Source organism: Streptomyces sp. TOM-9, from assembly GCF_056858595.1.
Genome location: NZ_JBXEQB010000001.1, coordinates 4,676,712 through 4,701,691, shown reverse-complemented (window position 1 = coordinate 4,701,691; position 24,980 = coordinate 4,676,712). Strand labels below are relative to the sequence as shown.

At 67.7% G+C, this 24,980-nt stretch carries 24 protein-coding genes, 1 tRNA gene and 1 pseudogene; 18 read left to right on the top strand and 8 right to left on the bottom strand.

Going from position 1 to position 24,980, the window contains the following annotated elements; translation table 11 throughout:
- Positions 1-170: 170 nt before the first annotated feature.
- A pseudogene (locus tag AC1VWI_RS21820) lies at positions 171-347 on the top strand (tyrosine-type recombinase/integrase); the annotation flags it as partial.
- A 63-nt stretch (positions 348-410) separates the two neighbouring features.
- On the opposite strand, the gene AC1VWI_RS21815 reads toward AC1VWI_RS21820, so the two are convergent.
- Positions 411-484, bottom strand: a tRNA-Gly gene (locus tag AC1VWI_RS21815).
- A gap of 499 nt (positions 485-983) precedes the next feature.
- Here AC1VWI_RS21815 and dcd point away from each other — a divergent pair.
- The 5 genes from dcd (at position 984) to AC1VWI_RS21790 (ending at position 6,912) form a co-directional block, all read left to right on the top strand.
- Positions 984-1,559, top strand: a complete 576-nt coding sequence (dcd, locus tag AC1VWI_RS21810; RefSeq protein ID WP_499512697.1) for a dCTP deaminase — start codon at positions 984-986, stop codon at positions 1,557-1,559.
- 4 nt (positions 1,560-1,563) lie between these two features.
- Entirely contained in the window at positions 1,564-2,073 is a 510-nt protein-coding gene (locus AC1VWI_RS21805; protein ID WP_499512696.1) for a phosphoribosyltransferase, read from the top strand.
- 700 nt (positions 2,074-2,773) lie between these two features.
- Entirely contained in the window at positions 2,774-3,055 is a 282-nt protein-coding gene (locus AC1VWI_RS21800) for a hypothetical protein (protein ID WP_499512695.1), read from the top strand.
- Positions 3,056-3,217: 162 nt separating this feature from the next.
- Positions 3,218-3,688, top strand: coding sequence for a hypothetical protein (locus AC1VWI_RS21795; protein WP_499512694.1), 471 nt, complete (start codon positions 3,218-3,220; stop codon positions 3,686-3,688).
- A gap of 182 nt (positions 3,689-3,870) precedes the next feature.
- Complete coding sequence (locus AC1VWI_RS21790) at positions 3,871-6,912, top strand: restriction endonuclease (protein WP_499512693.1); 3,042 nt, start codon at positions 3,871-3,873, stop codon at positions 6,910-6,912.
- A 397-nt stretch (positions 6,913-7,309) separates the two neighbouring features.
- Here the strand turns inward: AC1VWI_RS21790 and AC1VWI_RS21785 are convergent, their stop codons facing one another.
- The 3 genes from AC1VWI_RS21785 to AC1VWI_RS21775 all read right to left on the bottom strand — a co-directional run bounded on the left by AC1VWI_RS21785 (position 7,310) and on the right by AC1VWI_RS21775 (position 9,632).
- Complete coding sequence (locus AC1VWI_RS21785; protein WP_499512692.1) at positions 7,310-7,795, bottom strand: NUDIX domain-containing protein; 486 nt, start codon at positions 7,793-7,795, stop codon at positions 7,310-7,312.
- A gap of 19 nt (positions 7,796-7,814) precedes the next feature.
- Positions 7,815-9,029 (bottom strand): helix-turn-helix domain-containing protein, encoded by a 1,215-nt coding sequence (locus tag AC1VWI_RS21780; protein WP_499512691.1) that lies wholly within the window; start codon positions 9,027-9,029, stop codon positions 7,815-7,817.
- A 234-nt stretch (positions 9,030-9,263) separates the two neighbouring features.
- Positions 9,264-9,632: a winged helix-turn-helix domain-containing protein gene (locus AC1VWI_RS21775; RefSeq protein ID WP_499512690.1), complete on the bottom strand. Its 369-nt coding sequence runs from the start codon at positions 9,630-9,632 to the stop codon at positions 9,264-9,266.
- 152 nt (positions 9,633-9,784) lie between these two features.
- Between AC1VWI_RS21775 and AC1VWI_RS21770 the strand changes: the two genes are divergently transcribed.
- The 11 genes from AC1VWI_RS21770 (at position 9,785) to AC1VWI_RS21720 (ending at position 17,353) form a co-directional block, all read left to right on the top strand.
- Positions 9,785-10,135: an SCO3933 family regulatory protein gene (locus AC1VWI_RS21770; RefSeq protein WP_499512689.1), complete on the top strand. Its 351-nt coding sequence runs from the start codon at positions 9,785-9,787 to the stop codon at positions 10,133-10,135.
- A 2-nt stretch (positions 10,136-10,137) separates the two neighbouring features.
- Positions 10,138-11,502, top strand: coding sequence for an FtsK/SpoIIIE domain-containing protein (locus tag AC1VWI_RS21765; RefSeq protein ID WP_499512688.1), 1,365 nt, complete (start codon positions 10,138-10,140; stop codon positions 11,500-11,502).
- A gap of 85 nt (positions 11,503-11,587) precedes the next feature.
- Positions 11,588-12,253 carry a DUF2637 domain-containing protein gene (locus AC1VWI_RS21760; RefSeq protein ID WP_499512687.1) on the top strand — a complete coding sequence of 222 codons (666 nt, stop codon included), beginning with the start codon at positions 11,588-11,590 and terminating at the stop codon, positions 12,251-12,253.
- A gap of 16 nt (positions 12,254-12,269) precedes the next feature.
- Positions 12,270-12,449, top strand: a complete 180-nt coding sequence (locus AC1VWI_RS21755; protein ID WP_360909918.1) for a hypothetical protein — start codon at positions 12,270-12,272, stop codon at positions 12,447-12,449.
- A gap of 4 nt (positions 12,450-12,453) precedes the next feature.
- Complete coding sequence (locus AC1VWI_RS21750; RefSeq protein WP_499512686.1) at positions 12,454-12,645, top strand: mobile element transfer protein; 192 nt, start codon at positions 12,454-12,456, stop codon at positions 12,643-12,645.
- 11 nt (positions 12,646-12,656) lie between these two features.
- Positions 12,657-12,812 (top strand): hypothetical protein, encoded by a 156-nt coding sequence (locus tag AC1VWI_RS21745; RefSeq protein WP_499512685.1) that lies wholly within the window; start codon positions 12,657-12,659, stop codon positions 12,810-12,812.
- A 10-nt stretch (positions 12,813-12,822) separates the two neighbouring features.
- Positions 12,823-13,140, top strand: coding sequence for a SpdD-like protein (locus AC1VWI_RS21740; protein WP_499512684.1), 318 nt, complete (start codon positions 12,823-12,825; stop codon positions 13,138-13,140).
- 91 nt (positions 13,141-13,231) lie between these two features.
- Positions 13,232-13,423 carry a hypothetical protein gene (locus AC1VWI_RS21735; RefSeq protein WP_499512683.1) on the top strand — a complete coding sequence of 64 codons (192 nt, stop codon included), beginning with the start codon at positions 13,232-13,234 and terminating at the stop codon, positions 13,421-13,423.
- Positions 13,420-14,817, top strand: a complete 1,398-nt coding sequence (gene repSA, locus AC1VWI_RS21730) for a replication initiator protein RepSA (protein ID WP_499512682.1) — start codon at positions 13,420-13,422, stop codon at positions 14,815-14,817. The genes AC1VWI_RS21735 and repSA overlap by 4 nt, the downstream gene beginning before the upstream one ends.
- Positions 14,818-14,898: 81 nt before the next feature.
- The gene (locus AC1VWI_RS21725; RefSeq protein WP_499512681.1) at positions 14,899-16,362 is read left to right on the top strand and encodes a recombinase family protein; all 1,464 of its coding nucleotides are present in this window, start codon (positions 14,899-14,901) and stop codon (positions 16,360-16,362) included.
- Positions 16,363-16,858: 496 nt separating this feature from the next.
- The gene (locus AC1VWI_RS21720) at positions 16,859-17,353 is read left to right on the top strand and encodes a hypothetical protein (RefSeq protein ID WP_499512680.1); all 495 of its coding nucleotides are present in this window, start codon (positions 16,859-16,861) and stop codon (positions 17,351-17,353) included.
- 120 nt (positions 17,354-17,473) lie between these two features.
- Here the strand turns inward: AC1VWI_RS21720 and AC1VWI_RS21715 are convergent, their stop codons facing one another.
- The 3 genes from AC1VWI_RS21715 to AC1VWI_RS21705 all read right to left on the bottom strand — a co-directional run bounded on the left by AC1VWI_RS21715 (position 17,474) and on the right by AC1VWI_RS21705 (position 21,587).
- Entirely contained in the window at positions 17,474-18,337 is an 864-nt protein-coding gene (locus AC1VWI_RS21715) for a Yip1 family protein (protein WP_499512679.1), read from the bottom strand.
- 102 nt (positions 18,338-18,439) lie between these two features.
- Positions 18,440-19,906, bottom strand: a complete 1,467-nt coding sequence (locus AC1VWI_RS21710; protein WP_499512678.1) for an FG-GAP and VCBS repeat-containing protein — start codon at positions 19,904-19,906, stop codon at positions 18,440-18,442.
- A gap of 199 nt (positions 19,907-20,105) precedes the next feature.
- Positions 20,106-21,587 (bottom strand): FG-GAP-like repeat-containing protein, encoded by a 1,482-nt coding sequence (locus AC1VWI_RS21705; protein ID WP_499512677.1) that lies wholly within the window; start codon positions 21,585-21,587, stop codon positions 20,106-20,108.
- Positions 21,588-21,775: 188 nt separating this feature from the next.
- Between AC1VWI_RS21705 and AC1VWI_RS21700 the strand changes: the two genes are divergently transcribed.
- A complete protein-coding gene (locus AC1VWI_RS21700; protein WP_499512676.1) occupies positions 21,776-22,585 on the top strand; it encodes a thioredoxin domain-containing protein in 810 nt (269 codons plus the stop codon).
- Between the two features lie 109 nt (positions 22,586-22,694).
- On the opposite strand, the gene AC1VWI_RS21695 is transcribed toward AC1VWI_RS21700, so the two are convergent.
- On the bottom strand, positions 22,695-24,962 hold the full coding sequence (locus tag AC1VWI_RS21695; protein ID WP_499512675.1) for a (Fe-S)-binding protein: 2,268 nt from the start codon (positions 24,960-24,962) through the stop codon (positions 22,695-22,697).
- Between the last annotated feature and the right edge of the window lie 18 nt (positions 24,963-24,980).

Sequence of the window (24,980 nt, the reverse complement as noted above, 5' to 3'; positions counted from 1 at the left end):
CACAGCCAGGGAACCGAAACGACTCAGGACCTCATGAGTTTGCGGCCGGCGGCGATGTATGCCAAGAGTCGGCGGGCCCGTGCTGTGGGCGCGTGCAGACGTGCCACCGCGTGAATTGAAGGTCCGATCGCTCTAGGGACCTTCGCCGCAGAGAACACGCGATTTGAATTCGCACCGGCGCAACCCTCAAGGACACGATGGTGCGGGCCGGTCAGCCGGAGCAGGCTGCGCTGATTTACAAAGAGGTCACGAGCGGGCTGGACAAGATGGTGCGGGCCACGCGGGAGAAGGACGGTGACCATCCGGAAGAGGTATCAGGTGGTGCGGAGGTGGTGCGCCGCGCCTGAATCGGTCTAGACAACACAACGGCCCAGGTTGGGGACTGAGTCCCTGGCCTGGGCCTTCATAGTTGGAGCGGGTGACGGGAATCGAACCCGCGCTCTGAGCTTGGGAAGCTCATGTTCTACCATTAAACTACACCCGCGTAAGACACCTGTTGAGGCATCTGACCTCGCACACTGTACCCCATGCCCGGCCCCGGACGCATACCTCCGGGGCCTTCGTGTTGCCTCCGGAATGGCGTGCGCGGGGAGGTGCGGGGGGCGTACGGTGAGGGGGACCCGGGGTGCCTGAGTGGGCGGAGTGCCGCGTGAGGCGGGGGTGGGTTCATCCCCTAATGTGGCTTTCGTCGTTGAGGTACCGGGGAGAAGGGGAGCGATGGATCGCACCGTCGTTCGTTGTGCCGAAGGGCACGTTTTCAGCACCGCCACGTTCCCGATGCAGAACCTGGGCGCCGGAAGGCTCGGCCCCGGGCGCTTGATCAGGTGTCCGCGGTGTGCGCGGCTGCGGAGCGCCGTCCCCGTGGCGGCTGACAGCGGCAAGTAGCCGCGCAGGTCCGGACGCGCAGGTCGGACGTGACGCGGGGCTCCGGGCCGGGTCGGCTCGATTCGGCCCGGAGCCCGGTCCCCGCGTAATCTGCTTGCGTGCTTCTCTCTGACAAGGACATCCGGACCGAGATCGACAATGGGCGGGTCGGGATCGACCCGTACGAGCCGTCGATGGTGCAGCCGTCGAGCATCGACGTCCGGCTGGACCGCTTCTTCCGGGTGTTCGAGAACCACCGGTACCCGCACATCGACCCGGCCGTCGAGCAGCCGGACCTGACGCGGCTGGTGGAGCCGGAGGGGGACGACGCGTTCATCCTCCACCCCGGGGAGTTCGTGCTGGCCTCGACGTACGAGGTGATCTCCCTGCCGGACGACATCGCCTCGCGCCTGGAGGGCAAGTCGAGCCTCGGCCGGCTGGGGCTGCTGACGCACTCGACGGCGGGCTTCATCGACCCCGGTTTCTCGGGGCACGTGACGCTGGAGCTGTCGAACGTCGCCACGCTGCCGATCAAGCTCTGGCCGGGCATGAAGATCGGGCAGCTGTGCCTCTTCCGCCTGACCTCGTCGGCGGAGTTCCCGTACGGCTCGGACAAGTACGGTTCGCGGTACCAGGGGCAGCGGGGGCCGACGCCGTCGCGTTCCTACCTCAACTTCCACCGGACGAAGGTCTGAGCGCATGAGCGGGCCGGCGCGGGAGAACCTGACGTACGAGGCCTTCGGGCAGGCGGTGCGGGACCTGGCGCAGACGATCGCCGACGACGGCTTCGAGCCGGACCTCGTGCTGTCGATCGCCCGCGGCGGGGTGTTCGTGGCGGGCGGGCTCGCGTACGCGCTCGACTGCAAGAACATCCACCTGGTGAACGTCGAGTTCTACACCGGGGTCGGGACGACGCTGGAGATGCCGGTGATGCTGGCCCCGGTGCCGAACGCGATCGACTTCTCCGACAAGAAGGTGTTGATCGCGGACGACGTCGCCGACACGGGCAAGACGCTCAAGCTCGTCCGCGACTTCTGTGCCGACCACGTCGCCGAGGTGCGCAGCGCGGTGATCTACGAGAAGTCGCACTCGCTCGTGAAGTGCGACTACGTCTGGCGGCGCACCGACGACTGGATCAACTTCCCCTGGAGCGTCTTGCCTGTAGTACATAGGTCTGGCGAGCCTCCCAAGCCCTCTCGGGAGGCATAGTGAGTGGCCTTCGTTGTCGACCCCCACCGCTAAGCTGACATCCGTTCATCACTCACCGCACACGAACACCTCGGCAGAGGCCGGGGTCCTCCGCAAGGGGGCTTTACCGCGGTGAGGAGGTGAGCGCCATGGGGAGACGGAAGCCGAAGCGGCCCAACGGTGAGAGTCCTGGTCCTAACTGGATCCAGTTACTGATCGCTGTGATGACCGCGATAGCAGCTGTCGCGGGCTGTGTGGAGCAGCTGGCACGCTAGTGCCCCCATGATCGAGAGGGACCCCGGAAGATGGCGGCGGGCAAAGCTAAGCGAGCCCGGCCGGTAGCTGGTCGGCCGGACCCGCTCGATACCCCACGGGATGGCCCGACCTTGGGTGCAACCAGGGTCGGGCTCTTCTCGTAGAGCCGTGCTCCGCACTGTGGAGCCATAGGGCGGAAGTCCACCTTCGACTTTTCTACTGTCGCAGTAGAAGTCGGGCTGTGCCACATGCGCGCGAAGCCACTATAGCTCGATGCGTCTCGTTGCCCCTCGATGCAGTTGAGGCCCTGCATCCGTGGCAACCAGCGATTCCGACGCGGATCACGATGGTTTGACATTGGTCGCGCGCTGGCGTTCACCACCCCGGCCACTGCGGGGCCGCTCGGCACTGCGCGGGACCGTTGGCCGGCCTCGCGTTGTCGGTGCTGGCGCGTACGCTCCGGGCCATGGCCAACTTGAGCGTTCCCGATTCCCTGTCTGACCTGCAGCGATCGGTTGATACGGCCCGTAAGGCGGTGCGCGAGCATCACCGTGCGACGGGTCCGGTGCTGGAGTGGACAGAGGAGCAGCGGTCGGAAGGCGACCGACTGCACGCGGCCTGGGTGGAGCTCGCGGCGGAGTTGCGGGCGGCCATCGAGGCGTCCGGGCTGGAAGCCGAGCACGGCGCCTACGAGTTGGGGCGTGCGCTACGGAAGGCCGCTTACGGGGACGACTACGCCGGGGAGTAGCCCGATTGGGTAGCCCCCGCGTAGCGGGCTTGGCTGCGCTCGTCTGCATGTTTTAGAGTCGAACGTGTGCGCGATTGGCGTGATGCGGTGGAGGTGCCGCCTTGGGTGCCGGGGGAGCCGCCCGCATACGTTGAACCGATCCCGGAGTACCGCCGTCAGCGCGTGGCTTTCCAGCTTGACGGACGCCTGTACCGCGCCGCGGTGACCGAGCGCCGTGAACACTCCGACGGCCGGGAAGCCGTGCACCTGCTGGTGTGGCCCGTCCTGCCCGACGGTCGCCGGCGGGTCTGGTTCTGGTGGGACCCGGCCGTCTTCGAGGTCCGGGCATCGGTTACCGCCGTCAGCCCCGCCGAGCAGCAGCTCCTGGACGGCGACGCGGTCCGGATCCGCCGGGGCGAGACCCCGCCGGACCAGATCCCGAAGTACGAGAGCTTCGAGCCAGGGAAGCAGCCGCGGGTGCAAGTCCGGGTGGGCGGCCGCTGGCACGACGGCGTGGTCTGGCACAAGATCCGGTACCGGGACGGCCGGCACGCGGTCCAGGTGAAGGTGACCTTCCTGGAAGGCGACGGCTTCCCGGTCGTGTACTGGCGGACGTATTGGTGGAACCCGGACGCGATCCGGGTCGTGGTCTAGGTGCTTGGGTTGCCCCTGTGCTGGTGACCGTCGCCGTACAAGTTCGAGCGCGCTCCGGCGTTCACTGAGCCGATGCTGGTCGCGGTCAGTGTAGGCATCTTGGTTGAACGCGAGACATTCCATCAGAAGCGCGAGATAATTCCTAACCCATGGGACAACGCGTGAGGGCGGGGGGACCGGGCATGGCAATTCTTGTAGTGGCTGAGGGTGAAAACAATCGAGGAGATCTGTTCAATGAACGAATGAAGGACATAGTTCACGCTCTCGGCTACGAGGTAACTCGAACGAATATACACAAGCCGGGACGTGAGATAGACATCGTCGCGACCCATTCTCTGGAATCCCGAAAGGTCGTTGTCGAGTGCAAAGCGAAAAAGGAGAAGATTGGTGGGGGTGACGTCAATAAATTCGTAGGAGCAATGGATGCCGAACGTCGAGACGGTGAATCGCTATCTGGATATTTTGTTTCGATCTCCGGGTTTACCGACTCAGCCGTAGAACAGGAGGCCGCAACCGGTCGAAAGCGAGTTACTCTCCTCGGTCCTCTAGAGATCCAGGACCAGTTGCAGCGGGGGCGCATTATTGTGTCTCGATCCGTCGCATGCTACAAGGCTGGTGGTCTCGGTGGCCGCAATTGGATGGTTGATGAAGAAGCTGACCTGGTAGCGCATGACTCGGGCTGGCTGTGGGTGGTCTATTTCCAGCAAGCTGGTGAGCGTAAGGGATTCACGCTGGTCCACGCCGATGGCAACTTCCCCTCCCTCTCGATTGGGCGACGTATATCTGATGCAATTGCAAGCGAAATCGGTCAGCTTACATACCTCGAAGGGGCCCCCGAACTTTCGGAGGGGGATGTCGAATTGGTACGTGAATCGTACTTCGAGTATCTTGCCGCCGAATACGGTGAATTTACCCTAGAAGGGTTTCCTGTAGACCAGCACCTTGGGTCTAAGAGCATCGAACTGGAAGAACTCTACATTCCGCAGTACTTGGAGCTCGTCACTGAATCAGAAGACGACACGGATGGCGAATACGAAGTAACAAGTAGCCGCCTAGAACGGCATCCGCTGCGCAAAATCTTGGAAGACCACAAGGCCGTGACCATTTTGGGCGCTCCCGGTTCCGGGAAGTCCACTCTCGTCAAGCGGTTGGCGACAAGTTATGCAGATCCTCGCCGCCGGGGCCGCATATCAGACGGTCTGCCAGATGCGGATTGGCTTCCTCTTGTAATAAAATGTCGAGAAATTCGCTCCGGGAACAGGGCGACCATCATCGAGATACTGGAAGATATTCCGAGAAACGCAGAAATCCCATCTGGCGCCCACGCCTTTTCGAAGCTCATTTCTCAGGCGCTTAGAGATGGTTTGGCTTTGGTGCTCGTGGACGGCCTAGATGAGTTCCCGGATGCATCCGGAAGGGCGGGGTTTCTTCGCAGGCTGAGAACTTTCATGAGTAGGTACCCGCTCTGCACAGTGCTTGTAACGAGCAGAGAAGCAGGTTACCGGGAGGTGGCAGGATTTGTGGGTGAAAGCTTTATACAGTATCGGGTTTCTGAGCTCAACAATGATGAAATCAAGGCGCTAACGACCGCCTGGCACAAGCAGGCACATGGCCGCGGCAGTTCCGCAGATGAACGTGCCGCGATTCTAGCTAATCGCATAATCGAAACCGACAGAGTGAGGAGGCTAGCAGTAAACCCCCTCCTCTTGACAACACTGCTACTTGTGCAAAGGTGGGTTGGAGATCTTCCACGAAAGCGGTCGGTGCTGTATGAGAAGGCCATCGAACTGCTGCTCATGACCTGGAATGTTGAGGGTTACGATCCTCTTGACTTGGATGAAGCAAAGCCGCATCTGGCTTATCTAGCCCATGCGATGACAACCTCTGGTAAACAGCAGGTTAGTCAGGATGAGATGCTTGGCTTGTTTCGCGACGCTAGAGCTGCGCTCCCGGAAGTCCTCGGTTACTGTAAGCTAAGTTCCCATGACCTTCTAAGGCGAATAGAGCTTAGGAGCAGCCTCGTAAGTCAGGTCGGCCATGCAATTCAAGAAGGGCGACTGCAACCCACTTACGAGTTCAAGCACTTGACCTTTCAAGAATACTTGACAGCTACTGCTATTGCTCAGGGTTGGCATGCTGGGGCACCGGTAGACGGAGCGCATCTTGAAGCCATAAAACCGTACGCGCGAAATCCTCGATGGCATGAGGTGATTGCGCTGTATGGAGTGCTGGCCGGCAGGAGGGGTAAGCATCTTCTTGCATTTCTCTGTGACACTCTAGAGGGTGTCCTGGACCAGCAAGGCGAGGCAGATGAGGCGGCCGGTCGAGATGCCAGCGACGAATTTATCCATAATCAATTGTCCGACCTGTGCTACCTGATCTACCAGTGCCTCGATGACGAGGTGCAAGCCACGCCGGAGCTGGCAGACAGGGCCCTCGACTTGATAGTCCCGTACCTTGAGAGTTTCTATTTCGATGGCATACTTACCAGCCGCTATGGTGAGCAGCTTATCGAAAAGGCCAGAGGGGAGGTGGAGGCGGCAGATTTTGGCGATTCGCCCAGTATTGGAATCTTGGCGCGACTGTTCTTGCTTAGCCTGCCGCAAGTAGCCGATCCGCCAGAGGTAGTACGTCGACTCCAAACTATGCTGCGAGGTGACGACGTCTACGACCACGTGGGTGCTTTGGGGGCTCTTATGTCCCTGGCGTACTGGCAGCACGGCGGCTTCGAGAGCTTTCGCAACGGCGACCTTGACGCTCAGGAAAGTATCGCGGTGTGTCGGGAATGCCTTCCAGATGTACTCAAATTTATCAGAGATGAAAATCCTGTCGTGCGGCTAGCGTCCCTATGGGCGACGGCGTGGGCTGCACGCTCTATCGAATTTGGTGCAGATCGTAGTGCAGAACTCTTTCCCGACCTGCTAACTCTATTTTTCGAAGACGTCGATGAGGGAGTGCGGCGAACGGCTGGCTGGGTTATCGTCGAGATCAGCGACTATAGAAGTGCGCCACAGGTGGACCTGACTCCGAGTCGACTAGCAGCGCTTAAGAATCACTTGAAAACCCAGAAGGATTCCCACGAAACAAAAGCCGCTATGTTCCTCTCGGTAATTTCAGGTAACGCCTATTTGGTTGGCAAGGCGGCAGAGGGCGCCATGAATGCCCGACCTCCTGGACGCTTCGAGAAGAAGCTAATCGATTTCGTCACAAGAGAAGGGGAGTAGTGTGCCAGCGATGGCATGAGTCGGTGGAACGGGTTTGGCCGGTGGCCTGCCTGGGCTGGGGCCGGGCATGATCAGGGGGCCGTACGCTGGTTGGCAACTCGGGCAGGCTTGCCCCTGCCCGCAATGTGTCCGAGTGGCCCCCTGGTCTTGCTCGGCGCGGGTCCCGGACCGGGGAGGTGGCTAAAGCCGTGGAGCCGACCGCCCGAGCCACAGCGGGTTGCCTCCTCAGCTACCCCTCGCCGACTGGCGGGCGGCCGGCGGCCGGGCCGGAGCGGGGCGCAGACAGGAGCGGCGGGCCGAGGCGCCGGGCCGCGCGCCGCCGCGCTCTGCGCGGCGGGAGCGCCTTGATGAAGTAGAGAAAGTCTTACCGCACTGCGATCACTTCATGATCGTTAACTCATGCGGAGGCGCCGTCAGGCTTCTGCCCGTGTTCCAGGTAGACCAGTGCAGACCCGTTCCTGGCTTCCGTTGCAGCGAGGATCCGGCGAGCCAGTCTCGGGATGGTGCGCACGGCGACCTCAAGCGGCGCCACAAAGGCGAAGCCCTTGAGCTCATCGGGCTGCAAGCTGATCTGCGCCAGGTACTCCGGGGCGAGCTCGCCCCCGTCGAAGATGTACAGCACCTTGTCACCCTCGGCGTCACTGGGCGCCCAGTCGACGGCCAGGAGGCGGCCGATGGGTGGAGTGATCCCCAGCTCTTCACGGACCTCGCGGATGGCAGCGTGCAGCGGGGATTCGCCGGTCTCGACGTATCCGCCCGGGATCTCCCAGTAGCCTTTGTAGGTCGGCTCGACCATCAGCACCCGGCCGCCGGCATCAAAGAAGAGCGCACCCGCGGCCATGCGCGGATGCGCCATCTTTGCTTCGTGTGGGTTTGCTGCCATGCAGGTGAGCGTACCTATCTCAGATGACGTGCAGCCGGTTGGCCAGGCCGGCCAGGGTATGGCTGGCTCGGCTGCGCTGGTTGCGGACCCATGTCAGGACCAGCTCTCGCGCGAGGTAGTGACTGCGCACCTGCTCGGGTGCCCAGCTTTCGGCTTCGAGGATCTTCACAAGCGCGTCATCCGTGCGGTTGTGTGCGCTGAGCGCTCGGGCCACTTCGAGGTTGTGGCGCGCGCGGCGCTCGGTCGGCATTGAGCTGGTGTCGATTCGCGGGCCGAGGTCGATGGCGACCTGCATGTCGCCCAGCTCGGCTGCGGTGGCCACGCGGTGGATGGCGACGTTGGTGGGGCCGAAGGCGGTCCATACGTGGTTGGCGTCGCGCCCCTGTCGCTGCGCGACCCGGTCGGCCTCTGCGAGGAAGGTCCGCGTTGTGCCGCGGTCCTCGGCACGGGCGGCGGCCATCGAGCCTGCGAGGAACAGTGTTCCGTAGATGGACAGGAACTCGGGGCTGGCGTCGTTGAGGCCCGGGTGGAGGTAGTCGGCCGCGTCACTGACCAACTGCACGGAGGCGTCGAACCGGCCGTTGGAGAGCAGGCAGTGAGCGACGGAGCGGAACAGTGATCCCGTCACGACGGGATTCCCGGACTGTTGGGCGGCTGCCAGGCCGCGATCCGCCGCGATCCATGCGAGGTCGGTCTCCCCGAGCTTGGTTAGCACCATCGCGGCACCCTGGTAGGTCATGGCCATCAGCTCGTGCGCCTGCTCGCCTTCCCGACCCTCGTACGTCTGGGCTGCGATGAGCACGTCAGCCAGGAGGAGGGGCAGCCGGCGGGTGGCGAATCCATACCGGGAGTCCTGGTAAGCGTCCCAGACTGCCGCGACGTTGCCGCGTAGCTCGTCGAGGGGGGTCGCCTCGCCCTCCGTGGGTACTCCCAACATTGGAGTGAGCTGGCGGTAGTTCATCAGCGCGGACCGGAGTGCGGGCACCGTGCGTGAGCCGCTGTCCGCCGTCCATTCCAGCAATGTCGGTTCCGCGAGCAGGTCGCCAAGGGTTACGTCTAGGGCGTCGGCCAGTGACTTGATGACCGACAGCCTGTCCAGTTCCAGCCGGTTGTTCTCAGCCTTGCTGAGCCAGTCGACCGTGCGGCCGACGAGTCCGGCTAGGACGTCCTGGGACATGCCGCGCCTGCGGCGGTACCACGCGACTCGTTCGCCGATCGTCAGGTTCGTCGTCATTCCTCGCATGGGAAGAGCGTCCCCCCGTCTCCCGGCGCGACCCCGGAGAGATTTTCCGGGGTCCTGCTTCGGTCCGGTTCTAGCGTTGCTGACAACCCAAGGTGTTGTCAGGTCGATGGTGCAGCGAGGGGGCCGAGATGGCACTGACCCCGTCTGAACGGATGGAACTGATCAATGAAGTCACGGCACTTGGAGAGGAGCTGTCGGAGTTGGTGCGTCGCGCCGATGGTGTGGTCACCGCTTTGGCGTCTGGCGCCGGACGAGGTCTTCGAGCTGGTCCATCCGATCGGCCAGACGACGAAGGTCCCGGCGGACTTCCGACAGGTGCTCGGTGATCTGCTCGAACTCCGGGCTCCTCTTCACGGGCACGCCCTTGCCGGGCATGGCGGCAAAACTGCCCTTGCCCTGGTGAGAGATCGCGTAGCCGTCCTCGCGAAGCCTGGAGATCGCCTGCCGGGCGACTGTGCGTGACACGTTGTGAATGGTCATCAGCTCGGACTCTGACGGCAGCTTGTCTCCGGGGGCCAGCTCCCCGTCATGGATCTTCTGCTTGAACTCGTCGGCGATCTGCAGGTACGCCGCCCGCCCGGTGAAGTCGGCCATGGACCCTCTCAGTGCTTGTTGTACCTAGTGCAGCACATTGCATGGACGGACGTCGATAGCCACTTGACACACCAAGTAGGACAGGTGCACTCTCGAATCAGCTCAACACACTAAGTACGACAAGCTCTCATGCAGAGAAGGAGCGCACACTGATGCGTCAGATCCCCGTTGACACCTCCGCCGCCACCGTGATGGTGGCCCAGGCGCCCCAGCCCAAGGTCCGCGACCGCCGCACCGGTGAGATCGCCACGGACGCTGAGACCGGCGCGACGATGATGACCGTGGACGTGATGTTCGCGGCGAACGGCGAGGTCGAGATCCTGTCGGTGTCCGTTCCGGAGCCGGGCATTTCCGGTGACCTGGTGATGGGCACCCCGGTCGCGATCACCGGCCTGGTCGCCCGGCCGTGGGAGAACGAGTTCAACGGCCAGCGCCGCCACGGCATCAGCTTCCGCGCGGTCGCGGTCACCTCGCTCGCCGCCGGCATCGCGAAGGCGGCCTGACCATGACCCGCTTCACGGTCGCGCTGCTGCTGGTCGTCGCCACCGCGCTGGTTCTGCGGTGGCGGCGCCCCGCCTGGTACTGGCTGACCTTCGGCGTCACCCTCGCCGTCCTGCGGGTCCTGGTCCGCTACGGCTCGGTGATGGAGGCGTGCGGTCTGACCGTTCCGCCGTCCCGCTGGCGCATGGCCCTCGCGCGGGCCACCAACCGCCCCGCCCCCGGCCCCCGGGCCCCGCGCATCCTGCGCCTGCGCCCCACTCGGACCGGCCTGGTGGTGCGGTTAGGTCTGCGCCCGGGGCAGGACGCCTTCGACGTCGCCGCCTCGTGCGACCGGCTGCGGCACTCGTTCGGCATGTACGGCGTGACCTCGCGCGAGCTGCGCTCGGGTGTCGTTGAGCTGCGGATGACCGGCTACGACGTCCTCAAGCGCGTGCAGATGCCCGCGAAGATCGACCGCACCCCGATGCGGGTCCCGGTCGCCCTGCGCGAAGACGGCGCCGTGCACTACCGCGACTACCGCACCGTCCCGCACGCCCTGACCCTCGGCGCAACGAAGTCCGGCAAGTCGGTGTACCAGCGGAACCTGGTTGCCGAGCTGGCCGCGCAGGATGTGGCCCTGGTCGGGATCGACTGCAAGCAGGGTGTGGAGTTGTTCCCGCTGGCCCGCCGGTTCTCCGCGCTGGCCGACGACGCCGACACTGCCGCCGACCTCCTCGACGCTCTCATCGACCGCATGGAGGCCGTCTACCAGCTCATCCGCGCCGAACAGCGGATCACCGCCGACGTGCCCGATGCGGAGATCGCCGCCGACATCTGGGATCTGTCCGACCACCTGCGCCCGACCCCGGTCGTGGTCCTGGTCGACGAGGTCGCCGAACTCGCGCTGTTCACCACCAAGGACGAAGAAAAGCGCCGCGACCGCATCATCACCGCACTCGCCCGGCTCGCCCAGCTCGGCCGCGCCGCCGGCATCTACCTGGAGATCTGCGGACAGCGCTTCGGCTCCGAACTCGGCAAGGGCATCACCATGCTCCGCGCCCAGCTCACCGGCCGCACCGCCCACCGCGTCAACGACGAACCCAGCGCGAACATGGCCTTCGGCGACATCGCCCCCGACGCCGTCCTCGCTGCCATCCAAATCCGCCCGGACACCCCCGGCATCGCCGTGGCCGGCGACTCCACCGGCGGATGGGCCCGCATCCGCACCCCCCACACCACGCTCCGCCAGGCCGTCAACGCCTGCAACCGGCACGCCGACCGCACCCCCGACGTGCCCGAACTCGCCCCCTACCGGCCCACCCTGGTGCTCCCGCTCGCCCCGGTCGCTGCGCCCGAAGTCGCAGCGAAGACCGCGCCCGCCGTGGCCTGATCTCTCCCCGTCCCAACGGTCGGCGTGACCGCCTCGCGCCAAGGTCCCTACCCCTCCTATGCCCGAAGCAGGAAGGAGACCGACGATGCCTAAGCTCCGCGTGGACGCCGTCCTGGTCCAGGCCGTGATCGCCGGTGCCCTGTCCTTCGCCCACCTGCACGACCTCGCTGCCGCTGCCGGACAGAGCGGCTGGAAGGCGTGGGCCTACCCCATCAGCGTCGACCTGCTCCTGGTTGCTGCCTGGCGACGACTCCGCACCCTCCGCACCGACGGCGCCCCCGTCCGTGCCGCGTGGCTGTGGTTCGCGGTGGCCCTGTCCGCCTCCCTCGGGGCCAACATCGCCACCGCCGGACTCCTCGACCTCGACCACGTCCCGGACTGGCTGAGCATCCTCGTGGCCGGATGGCCCGCCCTGGCCTTCCTCGGCGGCACCCTCCTCGTCCACACCCCAAGCCCCGCCCAAGAACGCCTGGAAACCCCGGCCCCCGAGGCGCCTGAAACGGCCAGCGTTGAACGGGCCCCCGCACCGGAGCCCGAGCCGGAAGCCGTCGAAGCAGCCGAGCCCATCCCGGCCCTGCCTGCGCCCCCGCCGGCCCTTCCCACGGTCCCGGCCGCGCTCGTGACCCATGCCCGGAAGGTCGCCGACGACCACCACGCCCGCACCGGCCACCGGATCGACACCGACACCCTGCGCCTCCGGCTCGGCGTCCCCGCCCAGCTGGCCGACGCCATCGCCGCCCACCTCACCTGAGAAGGAGGAAACCCCGATGCGTCCGCACATCCGCGCTGCCCTGGAACGGTCCGCCGAACTCACCCGGAACCACCGCCTGGTGGACGCCATGCGCCTGGGCGAGGACGCGATCAACCAGGCGACCGACGACGAACACCCAGAGATCCGCCAGTGGCTCACCGACCACGCCGGCGACTTCACCGGACAGGAGGACTGACCCCATGCCCGCCCGCGACTTCTTCCACTCCGTGATGCGGATCGGCCCCGTGCAGATCGGCACCCACCGCGACCGGCACGGCACCACGAAGCACGCCGCGGTGTGCACCAACGACCGCTGCGGCTGGTCCGCCGACTACTCCAGCCAGTCAGCTGCCCAGCTGGCCGCCCGCACTCACCGCTGCTCGGCCCGGTAGGAGGCAGAACCGTGGACGTCCCGCTTTGGTTCGCCCTGATCGTCGTCGGCTACCTCGGCTGCAAGCTCATCCGCCCGCCGCTCTGGCTGGTTCTGGTGCTGCTCCTGGGCGGCTACCTCATCGCCGACAGCCTGTTCGCCCCCGTCATCGACACCGTCATCAAGTAGGGAGACGCTCATGCTCCGGCCGAAGATCCCGACTAACCCCATGCCGACCGGTGTGACGCTCCCGTTGCCGGTCGAGCCCGCCGCCGGCGTCGTGCAGTACGTCCCGGCCCCCGCGCCTCTGCCCGTGGCTCCGGTGTCGTCCCGGCCCGTCGTGCAGCGCACCCCGGGCGCCCTGGTCGCGCTCGTCGGTGGCGGGACTGCGGTGGTCCTGGTCGTCGGCGCCGTTCTGGTCTCGCTGCTCCTGGCGGTCGCCGTTACCGCCGCCTCGGTGGCCGTCTGCGCTGTTGTCCTGCGCTCGATGCTCAACAGCCAGCACAAGCACCGCTGACCGGCCCCCGGGGCGGTGCCAACCGCCAAGTATCGCCCGCCCCGGGAGCCGTGCCCCTGCCCGAACCAGAGATCCGGAAGGAACCCCCATCATGGCCCACCCCACACCACCCCCGGCGCGGATCTGCCCGGCCTGCGACGGCTTCGCCTCCGCCGCCATCACCCTCGGCGGCCGCGACCACCGTGGCCACCTGCGCACCCTCACCGTTCACTGCCCGGCCTGCCACGGCACCGGCGCCCGTTCCACCCGCACTGCCGCCTCCCTTGCCGGGGGCCGCGCGTGACCGACACCGCGACCCTCGCGGGCCTGGACCCGACCACCCTGACCGACCTGTTGCGGGTGGCCGGGTCCCCGGGCTTCCACCGCTGGGAAGACCAGATCCGCCGCACCGGCGGCTGCTCCGACCCCATCCACCTGACCGGCTGGACCCTCACCAAAGACAAGACCAGCGGCGAGACCCTGCACCACTACTCCACCGAGAACGAACCCGGCGGCCGGCTCCGCATCGCCTGCGGCAACCGCCGCGCCTCCCGCTGCCCCTCGTGCGCCTGGACGTACGCAGGCGACACCTACCACCTCATCCGGGCGGGCCTGGCTGGCGACGACCGCCGCGATATCCCCGGCACCGTGCGGGATCACCCCCGGGTCTTTGCCACGCTCACCGCCCCCTCTTTCGGGCGCGTCCACAACCGGCCCGACACCGGCCGTTGCCGCTGCGGAACCCAGCACACAGCCGATGACCCGGCGCTCGGTACTGCGCTCGATCCGGTGACGTATGACTATGCGGGGGCGGTGCTGTTCAACAACCACGCCGGGCAGCTGTGGCAGCGCTTCACCAACCGGCTCCGCCGCGAGATCGCCGCCCGCGCCGGCCTCACCCAACGGGCCATGGCCGAGGTCCTGCGGATCTCCTTCGGCAAGGTCGCCGAGTTCCAAAAGCGCGGCGCCGTCCACTTCCACGCCGTCATCCGCCTCGACGGCCCGGACGGTCCGGACACCGCCCCGCCGTCCTGGGCGACCACGGGGTTATTGGAGGACGCGGTCCGCGCTGCCGCCCGCCACTCGTACACCTCGATTACCATCCCCGCTGCTGGTGACCAATCGGCCCGGACGTTCCGCTGGGGTGCCCAGCTCGACGTTCGGCCAGTGAAGGCGTTCGGTGACGGCTCCGACATCACCGAGCAGGCCGTCGCCTCCTACGTCGCCAAGTACGCCACCAAAGCAGCAGAGAACACCGGCACCCTCGACCGCCGCATAGGCGAGCTCTCCGAACTCGACCGCCACGGCGTGCCCGACCACGCCCGCCGCCTCATCCAAGCCTGCCGCGACCTCGACGACCTCTACCCCGACCGACGGCTGTGGGCCTGGGCACACATGCTCGGCTTCCGCGGCCACTTCTCCACCAAATCCCGCGCCTACTCCACCACCCTCGGCGCCCTGCGCCAGGAACGCGCCGACTACCGCGCCGCCCAAGAACACGCGGGCCTCGGCCTGGAGCCCATCGAGCCGGACACCGTCCTGGTCCTGGCCGACTGGCAATACGCCGGCCACGGCCACACCCCCGGCGAATCACTCCTCGCCGCATCGATCGCCCGCGACATCCAGCTCAATCGCGAAACCGCCCGCGAAGCGCTTGCCCATTACAACGGGGGTGATCTTGATGGCTGCAAGGACTGAACATAAACAGCGCAAGCGCGTCATGACAAAGGACGAGTGGATCGCCAAGCACCTCCGTCACGCTCCGGCAAGGGATGACGAGTGGGTGCATCGTCTCCTCATCCTTCAAGGCAGGGCCCAGCGGTGACTCTCAGAGTCGCGGTCTATACGCGAATCTCCCGGGATGATGAGGGCGGAGGCCTCGGCGTTGCTCGTCAACGCGAGGACTGCGAACGCTTGGCCGATCTACGAGGCTGGGACGTAGCCAAGGTTTACGAGGACAACGACGTGTCCGCGTTCAAACGGAACGTTCGGCGGCCCGAGTTCGAGTTGATGCTGGCCGACTTGGCGGACGGACTGATTGATGGCGTCGTGGCGTACGACCTCGATCGCCTCGCTCGCCAGCCAAAGGACCTTGAGCGCCTCATCGACCTCTACGACGAGCACAAGCGCCGCGTGTTCGCTACCCTCACCAACGACGTGAACCTTGGCACGGCTGATGGCCGCACCATGGCTCGCGTAATGGTGGCATTCGCCAACAAATCTTCCCATGACGCCTCGCGCCGCATCCAGCGAAAGCACCTTGAGCTGGCGAGGCAGGGTAAGCCCAATGGCGGTCCAGCTCCATACGGTTGGCTAAAGGGCGGACGTAAAGTCGACCCCGTTGCCGCTGAGCACATCCGTGATGCCCAGAAGCAGCTATTGGCAGGCGTACGAATTGGGACCATCCGCACTGACTGGCAGGGTCGCGGACTGGGGCATCCCCGGGAGGGGACTACGCGGCTCCCTCATCACCTCGTGGAACGCATGCTGACCAACCCACGTCTCTGCGGATACCGCACATACCGCGGCGAGATCCTGCTCGGTGACGACGGGCAACCAGTCATCGGAGACTGGGAAACCATCAATACCGTTGCAGAGTGGGAAGCGGTGTGCGCCGTGGTCGTGGAGCGCAAGCAGAAGTATCCCGGTCACTCGCTCGCTCGGAAGTACCTGCTGTCTGGCATCGCTCGCTGTGGGCTGTGTCACGCCAAGATCCGCGGCCAAGTCAACAGGCGACGGAAGACTGGCTCCGCCGGCAGCCGGTTCAGCTATCAATGTTCCGTGGTGAACGGGGGATGTGGCAGGGTCGCGCGCGCCGGTGACCCCGTTGACGAGTTCATCATCAGTCTCGTTCTTGCTGAGCAGCGCGAAAGGGCTGCGGGAGCTGCCGTGGAAGGAGTTGAGCCGTGGCCTCTGGCGTTCGAGCTTGCTGACGTCGAGGCGGACATCGCGGCGCTCACACAGGCCGCCAAGACCAAGAAGATCACCGTGTCGACACTGCTGCAGCTCCTGCCCGACCTGGAACGGCGACGCGACGAGCTGAAACTAGAGCGTGGACGTTTCAACAAGCAAAGGGAGCAGACCGCATCGCTGGGCGTCGATACCGCGGAGGACTTCCAATCCCTCCCCATCGAGCGTCAGCAGGCGTTGATCTTGCACAGCCTGTCGGCTGTCTTGATCCATCCCGCGGGGCGGGGCAAGCGCAAGTTCGACCCGAGCTTGATTGAGCCGGTGTGGCGTTGACCTAAGACCATCGGAACCCCTAGCGACGGACGCGAGGCTGTGCTGCTGCCAGCCTCGCGTCGTTGTGTTCCCGCTGGTCGCCTCAGGTCAGTGATGGTCGGGTGTGGGCGCGACGGGTGTTGCACTCCGCTGGGCTCGCTTTGCTGCCTCTCTCCCGTACTGGCTTGCCGCCAAAGCGAGTCCTGAAGCCAAGAGGAACCGTGAGAATGCGCTGTCTTCGATCGTCACGAAGATCAGGAGTGGTGCTATCGGAAACACCAGGTACCAGCTTGGGTGGTTTTGCCACCTCGGCCTGCGCTTCACATCGCCTCCTCGTTTAGTGGCACCTTAACCCGCAGGTGGCGGAGTGGCTGCGGGCGGCGGTGTGCAGGATGAGTTGCTGCTCCGGAGGGCGCTCGGGAACGACCCTCATAGAGTCAACGACGCCTGGAGCGTCCTGCCTCCGGTGCGCGGGGCGGGGGAGCCGATCACCCCGTCGAGGGACGCGCTCTGATCCATGGCCGTGCCGCAGCTGCACTTCGTGGCCGGGTCCTTCGTGAACTTCCGGGACCACGCGTTCCAGGACGCCGGCGGGCACGCGTTCCGCTGGGTCTCCCTCAAGGCGTTCCGTTTCCCGCCCGGGGCGGGTGACCGGGAGCTGCTGGGGGCGCTGATCGCCCACGAGCAGTTCCGCGACGACTACGCGGGGGGCGACGTCGAGCCGGACGGCACGCGCCACGGCCCGTACCGGCTCGACCGCATCAGCCCGGGCGCCTACCGGCCGGTGGCCCCCGCTGACGCGATCCGGACGCTTCGGGGCTGGGCCGCCCGGTACGGCAGGGTCCCCACGTCCCTGGAAGCCGTGCTCGAGGAGCGGGTGCACCGCGTGATCGGCCCCGGGACCGCCTGCCACCGTCTGGCCGACTGGGCAGGGACGCGTTCCACGACTGGGGCGGTGTGCACTGCGCGTTCCACGAGTACGTCGTCGTCGACCACGCGCACGCGGCCCTGACGCTCCTCGTGGCGGCCGACGACTGAGGCCGCCGGTGGGACATGGGTAAGGGGCGCCACTCCTGGAGTGGCGCCCCTTACCCGTGGTTCCGGTTCCGCGTGCCGGGGTGGCGGGCGGGCCTCAGATCACCGGGAGCTTGAAGAGCACCAGCAGCGCGATCAGCTGGATCGACGCCGCCCCCAGGGCCTTGGGCCACGGGAGGTCGTGGGACTTGGAGACCATGGAGGTCAGCAGGGCGGCGCAGCCGATCCAGGTGGCCCAGCCGAGGAACTGGACGAAGCTGTTGGCGCTGCCCAGGAAGACGGCGAAGACCAGGCGCGGGGCGTCGGTCAGCGAGGTGACGAGCATCGCCAGGCCGATGGTGGGCGCCCAGGCGCCGTCGCCGCCGAGCTGGCGGGCGAGGGCGTTGGTGACGGCGCCGAGCATCAGGCCGCAGAGGATGACGGCGATGGCCGTGCACACCACCCAGGGGACGCTGTTGGAGAGGGTGGCGTCGAGCACGTCCTCGCGGGCGCTGTCGAAGCCGAAGACGGCGAGCAGCCCGTAGAGGAAGGTGACGATCAGGGCGGGGCCCCACACCTGGTAGTCGCGCATCTGCCAGAAGGTGGCGGACGGGCGCATGACGATCCCGCTCAGCAGCTGCTTCCAGCCGAGCCGGGGGCCGGCCGGGGGCGCCATGGTGTGGCCCGCGCGGTAGGTGGACACCTGGTCCGGGTGCTGCGGGGACTGCGCTTCGTAGGGGTCGTAGGCGTCGGGCGCGTCGCCGATGGAGAAGGCGCGGGTGTGCCCGGGGTTGTTGTCGTACGAGGGCGCCGGCGCCGCGGAGCCGCCGAAGTACTCGGGCTCACCCTCGGCGGCCGGTGTGAAGCCGTGGTGGGGCTGCTGCCCGCCCGGCGAGGTGTTCTGCTGCGGGTAGCCGCCGTACTGCTGATGCGGGTGCTGCACGTCCCCGTCCCGTCCGCGTCCGTTCCTGAATCCAGCCACGCCTCGAACGTACCCGTTCGCGGGGGCGGAGGGCGGCGCCCCCCGCCCCCGGAGGGGCATTGCTGCCAAGCTGTGACAGATTCCACGCCCGCGCGTGCGGGGTCAGTTGCCGAAGTTGGCGCCGAACAGGGGGCTTCCGGAGGTGGAGACGTCCACGGTGCTGGGGGCGATCGACAGCGCCCCGCTGGTGCTGATCTTGGTGCCGTCGGAGCGCAGGGCGGTGACGGCGCCGTTGCCGCCGTTCTCGCCGTAGGTGGTGACGGTCAGGTCGGCCTTGCCGTCGCCGTTGACGTCGTCGAGGTGGAGCTCGCCGCCGAACTGGTCGTACTTCTCGTCCGAGCCCGGCACGCCCGCGGTGTTCTGCGTGAAGTACTGGTAGCCGGCCGTGGTGTTGAGCCCGGTCGGCGAGCCGTACAGGAGGGTGACCGAGCCGGCGTCGACGACCCCGTCCAGGTCCTCGCCCGCGGAACCGACGGCGAGGTCCTGGAAGCCGTCGCCGTTGACGTCGCCGAGGTGGAGCTCGCTGCCGAAGGCGTCGCCCTTCTCGGAGCCGCCGGGGATGTTGCCGCTGTCCTGGGTGATGGACGTGGCGCTGCCGGGGCCGGTCGCGGTGCCGTAGACGACCTTGACGGTGCCGCCCTTGACGGAGCCGGGGACGCTGGGCTCGCCGCCCGTGCCCGGGTCCCAGCTGACGCCGATGACGATGTCGCCGTGGCCGTCGCCGTTGACGTCGCCGATGCCGGTGATGACGCCGCCCTGGAGCTTGACGGCGCGCGAGGCGACGAGGCCGGAGGCGGAGCCGGGGAGGTAGTAGTTGGCGTTCCAGCCGTAGTCGCTGGTGGTCTCGTAGCCGTCGACGATCAGGTCGCTCATGCCGTCGCCGTTGACCTCGCCCGCGGTGAGGTTGAGCGGTCCGGTGTCGCCGCCGGACTGGATCGGGGGCTTGACCGTGTAGCGGCCGCCGGAGGTGCCGCTCTTGGTGATGCCGCCCTTGTAGACGTAGACGGTGCTGGCGGAGGAGCCGACGGCGAGGTCGTCCTTGCCGTCGCCGTCGAAGTCGGCGGCCGCGAGGGAGCGGCCCCAGCGGTCGTGGCTGCTGGGCGCGGGGTCGGCGAGGGTGGTGCCCCCGGTGAGGCCCTTCGAGGAGCCCCACAGGATGGTGACCATGCCGCCGTCGACGTCGCTGCCGAGGTCCTCGGAGGCGGCGGCGACGGCCAGGTCGCTGAAGCCGTCGCTGTTGAAGTCGCCGACGGCGGTCATCCAGCCGAAGCCGTCGCCCTTCTCGGCGCCGCCGGGGACGCCGGAGGTGTTCTGGCTGATGACGCTGCGGCGGGCGGCGGTGAGGCCGTTGGAGGAGCCGTAGAGGGCGACGACCTGGCCGGCGCCCTTCAGGCCGCTCACGTAGGCGTTGCCGGCGGAGAAGGCGACGTCGGCGTAGCCGTCGCCGTTGAAGTCCGCCTTGTGGCCGGTGCCGGTGGCGGAGGCGGGGGTCGCCGCGAGGGTGAGGAGGCCGCCGGTGAGCGCGGCGGCTGCGGTCGCCGCGAGGGCGACCCGGGTGCGCTTGTGCATGCGGGTGTACTCCTGTGCATGCGGGGATGCCCGTGGGCATCCGCAGTCTGTGGAGGAGCCGCCGCGCCCGTTCACCCGGTGTTCAGCCGGACGGCGGACGCGGTTGGCACAACTCAGACCCGCGACCATCCCAAACAGTTGCGTGAGAGGCGCAAATTTTTTCGAGTGGCCTGTGGGACGTCCGCGCCGCGCACCGGCTTCAGGAGCAGAGCGTGGCCCCGAAGGCGAGGCCGCCGGTCGGACGGGGCAGCCCGAGTCCGGCCGCGGTGAAGGTGGCCGAACCGGTGGCGGTGATGCCGGAGGCGGTGCCGCGGAAGGTCCACACGCGGCCGCTGCCCGCGTCCTCGCCGGGGGCGGCGACGGAGAGGTCGGCGCGGCCGTCGCGGTTCAGGTCGCGCAGCAGGAGGCCGCATCCGGAGGTGCCGCCGAAGCCGTCGCCGCGCTCGTTGCCCCCGGGCACGCCCGCCGAGTCCTGGTGGAGGGTCCGGGCCCCGGTGGCGGTCAGGCCGGAGGGGGAGCCGGGCAGGACGGTCACGCTGCCCGCGTCGGCCACTGTGCCGACGTCCTCGCCGGGCACGCCGACCGCGAGGTCCGCGCGGCCGTCGCCGGTGAGGTCCGCCGCCGCCAGGGCCGCCCCGAAGCGGTCGCCGGCCTCGTCGCTGCCGGGTACGCCCGCCGTGCCCTGGGCGAGGTCCACCGGGGGCCGCGTGGCGGCCGGGCCCTGGGCGCTGCCGTACAGGACGCGGACGATGCCGCCGGTACGGGTGGGCAGCGGGTGCTCGGGCACCCACGGCTCCTCGGTGTCGTGGATGCCGAAGCCCGCGCCGCCGACGGCGACGTCCGCGCGGCCGTCCCCGTCGAAGTCGCCGACCGCCAGGGCCTCACCCGTGGTCTCGCCGTACCAGGACGGCGCCCGGACGAGGCCGGCCGCGGTGCCGCGCAGATAGGCGGTGCCGCCGCCGTCGAGGCCGTTGTACGCCACGGCCGCGTCCGTCCTGCCGTCGCCGTCGATGTCGCCGACCGCGAGGCGGATGCGCCCGACGAAGTGCGGGATGCCGTCATCGGTGACGGTGGTGAGGGCGGCCGGTGCCCGGCCGGGGGCGAACGGGCCGAGGGCCACGGAGAGGCCCCCGCTCTCGTCGCCCCGGTTGCCGGTGACGATGTCGAGCCGCCCGTCGCCGTTGACGTCCGCCGCGGCCAGGCCGGCGAAGCCCGTGCCCTTGTAGGCGCCCGAGCCGGGCAGGGACGTGCCGCGCGTGAAGCCGGAGGAGCCGCCCCACAGGATGGTGATGCGGCCGGTGTCCTCCAGGGCGGACGCGTTCTCGCCCGGCGCGACGACGATCAGGTCCGCGTAGCCGTTCCCGTCGAGGTCGCCGCTGGCCAGGCGGGCCCCGAACCGGTCGCCGGTCTCGGAGGAGCCGGGGATGCCCGCGGTGGACTGGCTGACGGTGCGGCGGGCGGAGGTGCGGGGGCCGCCGGCCGACCCGGGGACCACGGCGACGTACCCGGCGGCCGTCCTGCCGCCCGCGGTCCCTCCCGGCACGCCGATCGCCAGGTCGGGGTAGCCGTCGCCGTTGAAGTCGTACGGCTTGGCGGGCGTGGCGGCCCCGGCCGCCTGGGAAGGCAGGGCGAGGCAGGCTGCCGTCGCGGTGAGGGCGAGGGCGAGGACGCGAACGCGCACGGCGGCTCCCATCGGTGCGGAACAGGTGACTGTGTGACAGGCCGGGTGGACGGAAGGTTGTGTCCGGGTGCACCCGGGGCGAACACCCGCGCGGGGGAATGCCGGCGGGCCGGTCGTGCGGTTGGGCATACGGGCCGGTGAAGCCCTACCGTTCGGGGCGGAACGGATCCGAAGGGACGGAAGTGCCGATGGTTGTCAGGGCCGTACGGAATGCCGCGCGCGGGACCGCGCGCACCTCAGCGCGTGCCGCGGTGGGCGCGGCGGTCGCGGGGTTGCTGACCCTCGCGGTGACGGGGTGCGGGCTGCTGACGACCGACTCCGGTTCGCCGGACGCGCCGGCCGCGGCGAGCTCCCCCGCCGCCTCGTCCGCCGTGGGCGGCGTGCCGGTGAAGCCGGACCCCGCGGTGCTGGCCGCGCTGCCGGCCCGTCTGGAGGCGGACGGGACGACGATCACGGTGGGCGACCCGGCGGCGCCGAAGACCGTCCACATCTACGAGGACCCGCGCTGCCCGATCTGCAAGGCGTTCGAGACGGCCGCCGGTCCGCAGCTGGCGGCGCTGGCGAAGGCCGGTGAGGTCAAACTGCAGTACACCCTGGCCTCGTTCCTGGACGAGAACCTCAAGGGCAGCGGCTCGAAGAAGGCCGCGGGCGCCCTGCGCGCGTCCGTCGAGGCGGGTACCGGGGCCTTCGCGACCTACCACGAGCTGCTCTACGCCAACCAGCCGCAGGAGCAGGTGGACGGGTTCACCGACGCGTACCTGCTGGAGCTCGCCGGCAAGGTGAAGGGGTTGCGTGGGGCGGCCTTCGACACGGCAGTGCGCAAGCAGTCGTACGGGGACTTCGTGACCGCCTCCGAGGAGGCCTTCGTCAAGAGCGGTGCCACGGGTACCCCGTACGTGAAGATCGACGGCACGGCGGTGTCCCAGGCCGACCTGCAGAAGCTGTTCGACCCCGCCTCCTTCGCCGCGCTGCTGCGGCAGTCCGGCATCGGCGGCTGAGGGCGCCGGGGGAGCGGGAAGAGCACACGAACGCCGGTGGGCGCGTACGGGATCCGTACGCGCCCACCGGCGTTCCCCGGTCCGTCCGCGGACCGGGCTGCTCCACGTGCTACTTCGCGGGCTCCGGCTGCGGCTCGCTCGCCGTCTCCGGCTCGCCGTCGGGGTCGAGCGGGGTCCTGACCGAGTCCAGCAGCAGCTGGGAGACGTCGACGACCTGCAGCGACTCCTTGGCCTTGCCCTCGTTCTTCCGGCCGTTGACGGAGTCGGAGAGCATCACCAGGCAGAACGGGCAGGCGGTGGAGACGATGTCCGGGTTGAGGGACAGCGCCTCGTCCACGCGCTCGTTGTTGATGCGCTTGCCGATCCGCTCCTCCATCCACATGCGGGCGCCGCCGGCGCCGCAGCAGAAGCCGCGCTCCTTGTGGCGGTGCATCTCCTCGTTCCGCAGGCCCGGCACCTTGGCGATGATCTCGCGCGGAGGCGTGTAGACCTTGTTGTGGCGGCCCAGGTAGCAGGGGTCGTGGTAGGTGATGATGCCCTCGACCGGGGTGACGGGGACGAGCTTGCCCTCGTCGACCAGGTGCTGCAGCAGCTGGGTGTGGTGGATGACCTCGTACTCGCCGCCGAGCTGCGGGTACTCGTTCGCCAGGGTGTTGAAGCAGTGCGGGCAGGTGGCGACGATCTTCTTCTGCGCCTTCGGCTTCCTGGTCGACTCGTCCTCGTCGTCCTCGCCGAAGGCCATGTTCAGCATGGCGACGTTCTCGGCGCCGAGCTGCTGGAAGAGGAACTCGTTGCCCAGGCGGCGGGCGGAGTCACCGGTGCAGTTCTCCTCGCCGCCCATGATCGCGAACTTGACGCCCGCGATGTTCAGCAGCTCGGCGAAGGCCTTGGTGGTCTTCTTGGCGCGGTCCTCCAGGGAGCCGGCGCAGCCGACCCAGTACAGGTACTCCACCTCGGTGAGGTCCTCGATGTCCTCGCCCACGACGGGGACCTCGAAGTCGACCTCCTTGACCCAGGCGAGCCGCTGCTTCTTGGGCAGGCCCCAGGGGTTGCCCTTCTTCTCCAGGTTCTTGAGCATCGTGCCCGCCTCGGACGGGAACGAGGACTCGATCATGACCTGGTAGCGGCGCATGTCGACGATGTGGTCGATGTGCTCGATGTCCACCGGGCACTGCTCGACGCAGGCGCCGCAGGTGGTGCAGGACCACAGGACGTCCGGGTCGATGACGCCGTTCTCCTCGGCGGTGCCGATCAGCGGGCGCTCGGCCTCCGCGAGGGCCGACGCGGGGACGTCCTTCAGCTGCTCCTCGGAGGCCTTCTCCTCGCCCTCCGCGGTCTTGCCGCCGCCGGCGAGCAGGTACGGCGCCTTGGCGTGCGCGTGGTCGCGCAGCGACATGATCAGCAGCTTCGGGGAGAGCGGCTTGCCGGTGTTCCAGGCGGGGCACTGCGACTGGCAGCGGCCGCACTCGGTGCAGGTGGAGAAGTCGAGGATGCCCTTCCAGGAGAACTGCTCCACCTGGCTGACCCCGAAGACGTCGTCCTCGCCCGGGTCCTCGAAGTCGATCGGCTTGCCGCCGGAGGCCATGGGGAGCAGGGCGCCGAGCGCCACGGCGCCGTCGGCGTTCCGCTTGAACCAGATGTTGGGGAAGGCCAGGAAGCGGTGCCAGGCGACGCCCATGTCGGTCTTGAGGGCGACCGTGATCATCCAGATGAAGGAGGTCCCGATCTTGATCATCGCGGTCAGGTAGACCAGGTTCTGCAGCGTGCCGACGCTCAGCCCCTTGAAGGCCGCGACCAGCGGGTACGAGGCGAAGTAGGCGGCCTCGTAGCCGTGCACCTCCGCCAGGGCGCCCTCCAGGCCGCGCAGCGTCATGATCGCGAGGCCGATGATGAGGATGACGGACTCGACGAAGTAGGCCTGGCCGGTGTTGGAGCCCGCGAAGCGGGACTTGCGGCCCGCCCGGCCCGGCCGTGACAGCTGGCGGATCACGATGAGCGTGAGGATGCCGAGCGTGGTCATCAGGCCGATGAACTCGACGAACACCTCGTACGGCAGCCAGTGGCCGATGACCGGCAGCATCCAGTCGGCCTGGAAGAGCTGGCCGAAGGCGTTCACCAGGGTGAGCACGAGGGAGAAGAAGCCGACGGCGACGAACCAGTGGGCGACGCCGACGACGCCCCAGCGGTTCATCCGGGTGTGGCCGAGGAACTCCCGGACCACCGTGACGGTGCGTGCGCGCCAGTCGTCCGTACGGGTGTCCGCGGGGACGTCCTGGCCCAGTCGTACGAACCGGTAGATCTGGGCGATGGCGCGGCTGAACAGCGCAACGCCGACCACGGCGAGTACCAGCGACACGATGATCGCGGCGAGTTGCATGAGGGGGCTCCTCGGACC

Coding starts and splice junctions, on each gene's coding strand:
- AC1VWI_RS21755 (WP_360909918.1), top strand. CDS start 12,270: ATGCGTCCGCACATCCGCGCTGCCCTGGAACGGTCCGCCGAACTCACC.
- AC1VWI_RS21780 (WP_499512691.1), bottom strand. CDS start 9,029: ATGACGACGAACCTGACGATCGGCGAACGAGTCGCGTGGTACCGCCGC.
- AC1VWI_RS21740 (WP_499512684.1), top strand. CDS start 12,823: ATGCTCCGGCCGAAGATCCCGACTAACCCCATGCCGACCGGTGTGACG.
- AC1VWI_RS21790 (WP_499512693.1), top strand. CDS start 3,871: ATGGCAATTCTTGTAGTGGCTGAGGGTGAAAACAATCGAGGAGATCTG.
- AC1VWI_RS21770 (WP_499512689.1), top strand. CDS start 9,785: ATGCGTCAGATCCCCGTTGACACCTCCGCCGCCACCGTGATGGTGGCC.
- AC1VWI_RS21775 (WP_499512690.1), bottom strand. CDS start 9,632: ATGGCCGACTTCACCGGGCGGGCGGCGTACCTGCAGATCGCCGACGAG.
- AC1VWI_RS21760 (WP_499512687.1), top strand. CDS start 11,588: ATGCCTAAGCTCCGCGTGGACGCCGTCCTGGTCCAGGCCGTGATCGCC.
- AC1VWI_RS21710 (WP_499512678.1), bottom strand. CDS start 19,906: ATGCACAAGCGCACCCGGGTCGCCCTCGCGGCGACCGCAGCCGCCGCG.
- AC1VWI_RS21800 (WP_499512695.1), top strand. CDS start 2,774: ATGGCCAACTTGAGCGTTCCCGATTCCCTGTCTGACCTGCAGCGATCG.
- AC1VWI_RS21785 (WP_499512692.1), bottom strand. CDS start 7,795: ATGGCAGCAAACCCACACGAAGCAAAGATGGCGCATCCGCGCATGGCC.
- AC1VWI_RS21805 (WP_499512696.1), top strand. CDS start 1,564: ATGAGCGGGCCGGCGCGGGAGAACCTGACGTACGAGGCCTTCGGGCAG.
- AC1VWI_RS21700 (WP_499512676.1), top strand. CDS start 21,776: ATGGTTGTCAGGGCCGTACGGAATGCCGCGCGCGGGACCGCGCGCACC.
- AC1VWI_RS21735 (WP_499512683.1), top strand. CDS start 13,232: ATGGCCCACCCCACACCACCCCCGGCGCGGATCTGCCCGGCCTGCGAC.
- AC1VWI_RS21765 (WP_499512688.1), top strand. CDS start 10,138: ATGACCCGCTTCACGGTCGCGCTGCTGCTGGTCGTCGCCACCGCGCTG.
- AC1VWI_RS21695 (WP_499512675.1), bottom strand. CDS start 24,962: ATGCAACTCGCCGCGATCATCGTGTCGCTGGTACTCGCCGTGGTCGGC.
- AC1VWI_RS21720 (WP_499512680.1), top strand. CDS start 16,859: ATGGCCGTGCCGCAGCTGCACTTCGTGGCCGGGTCCTTCGTGAACTTC.
- AC1VWI_RS21750 (WP_499512686.1), top strand. CDS start 12,454: ATGCCCGCCCGCGACTTCTTCCACTCCGTGATGCGGATCGGCCCCGTG.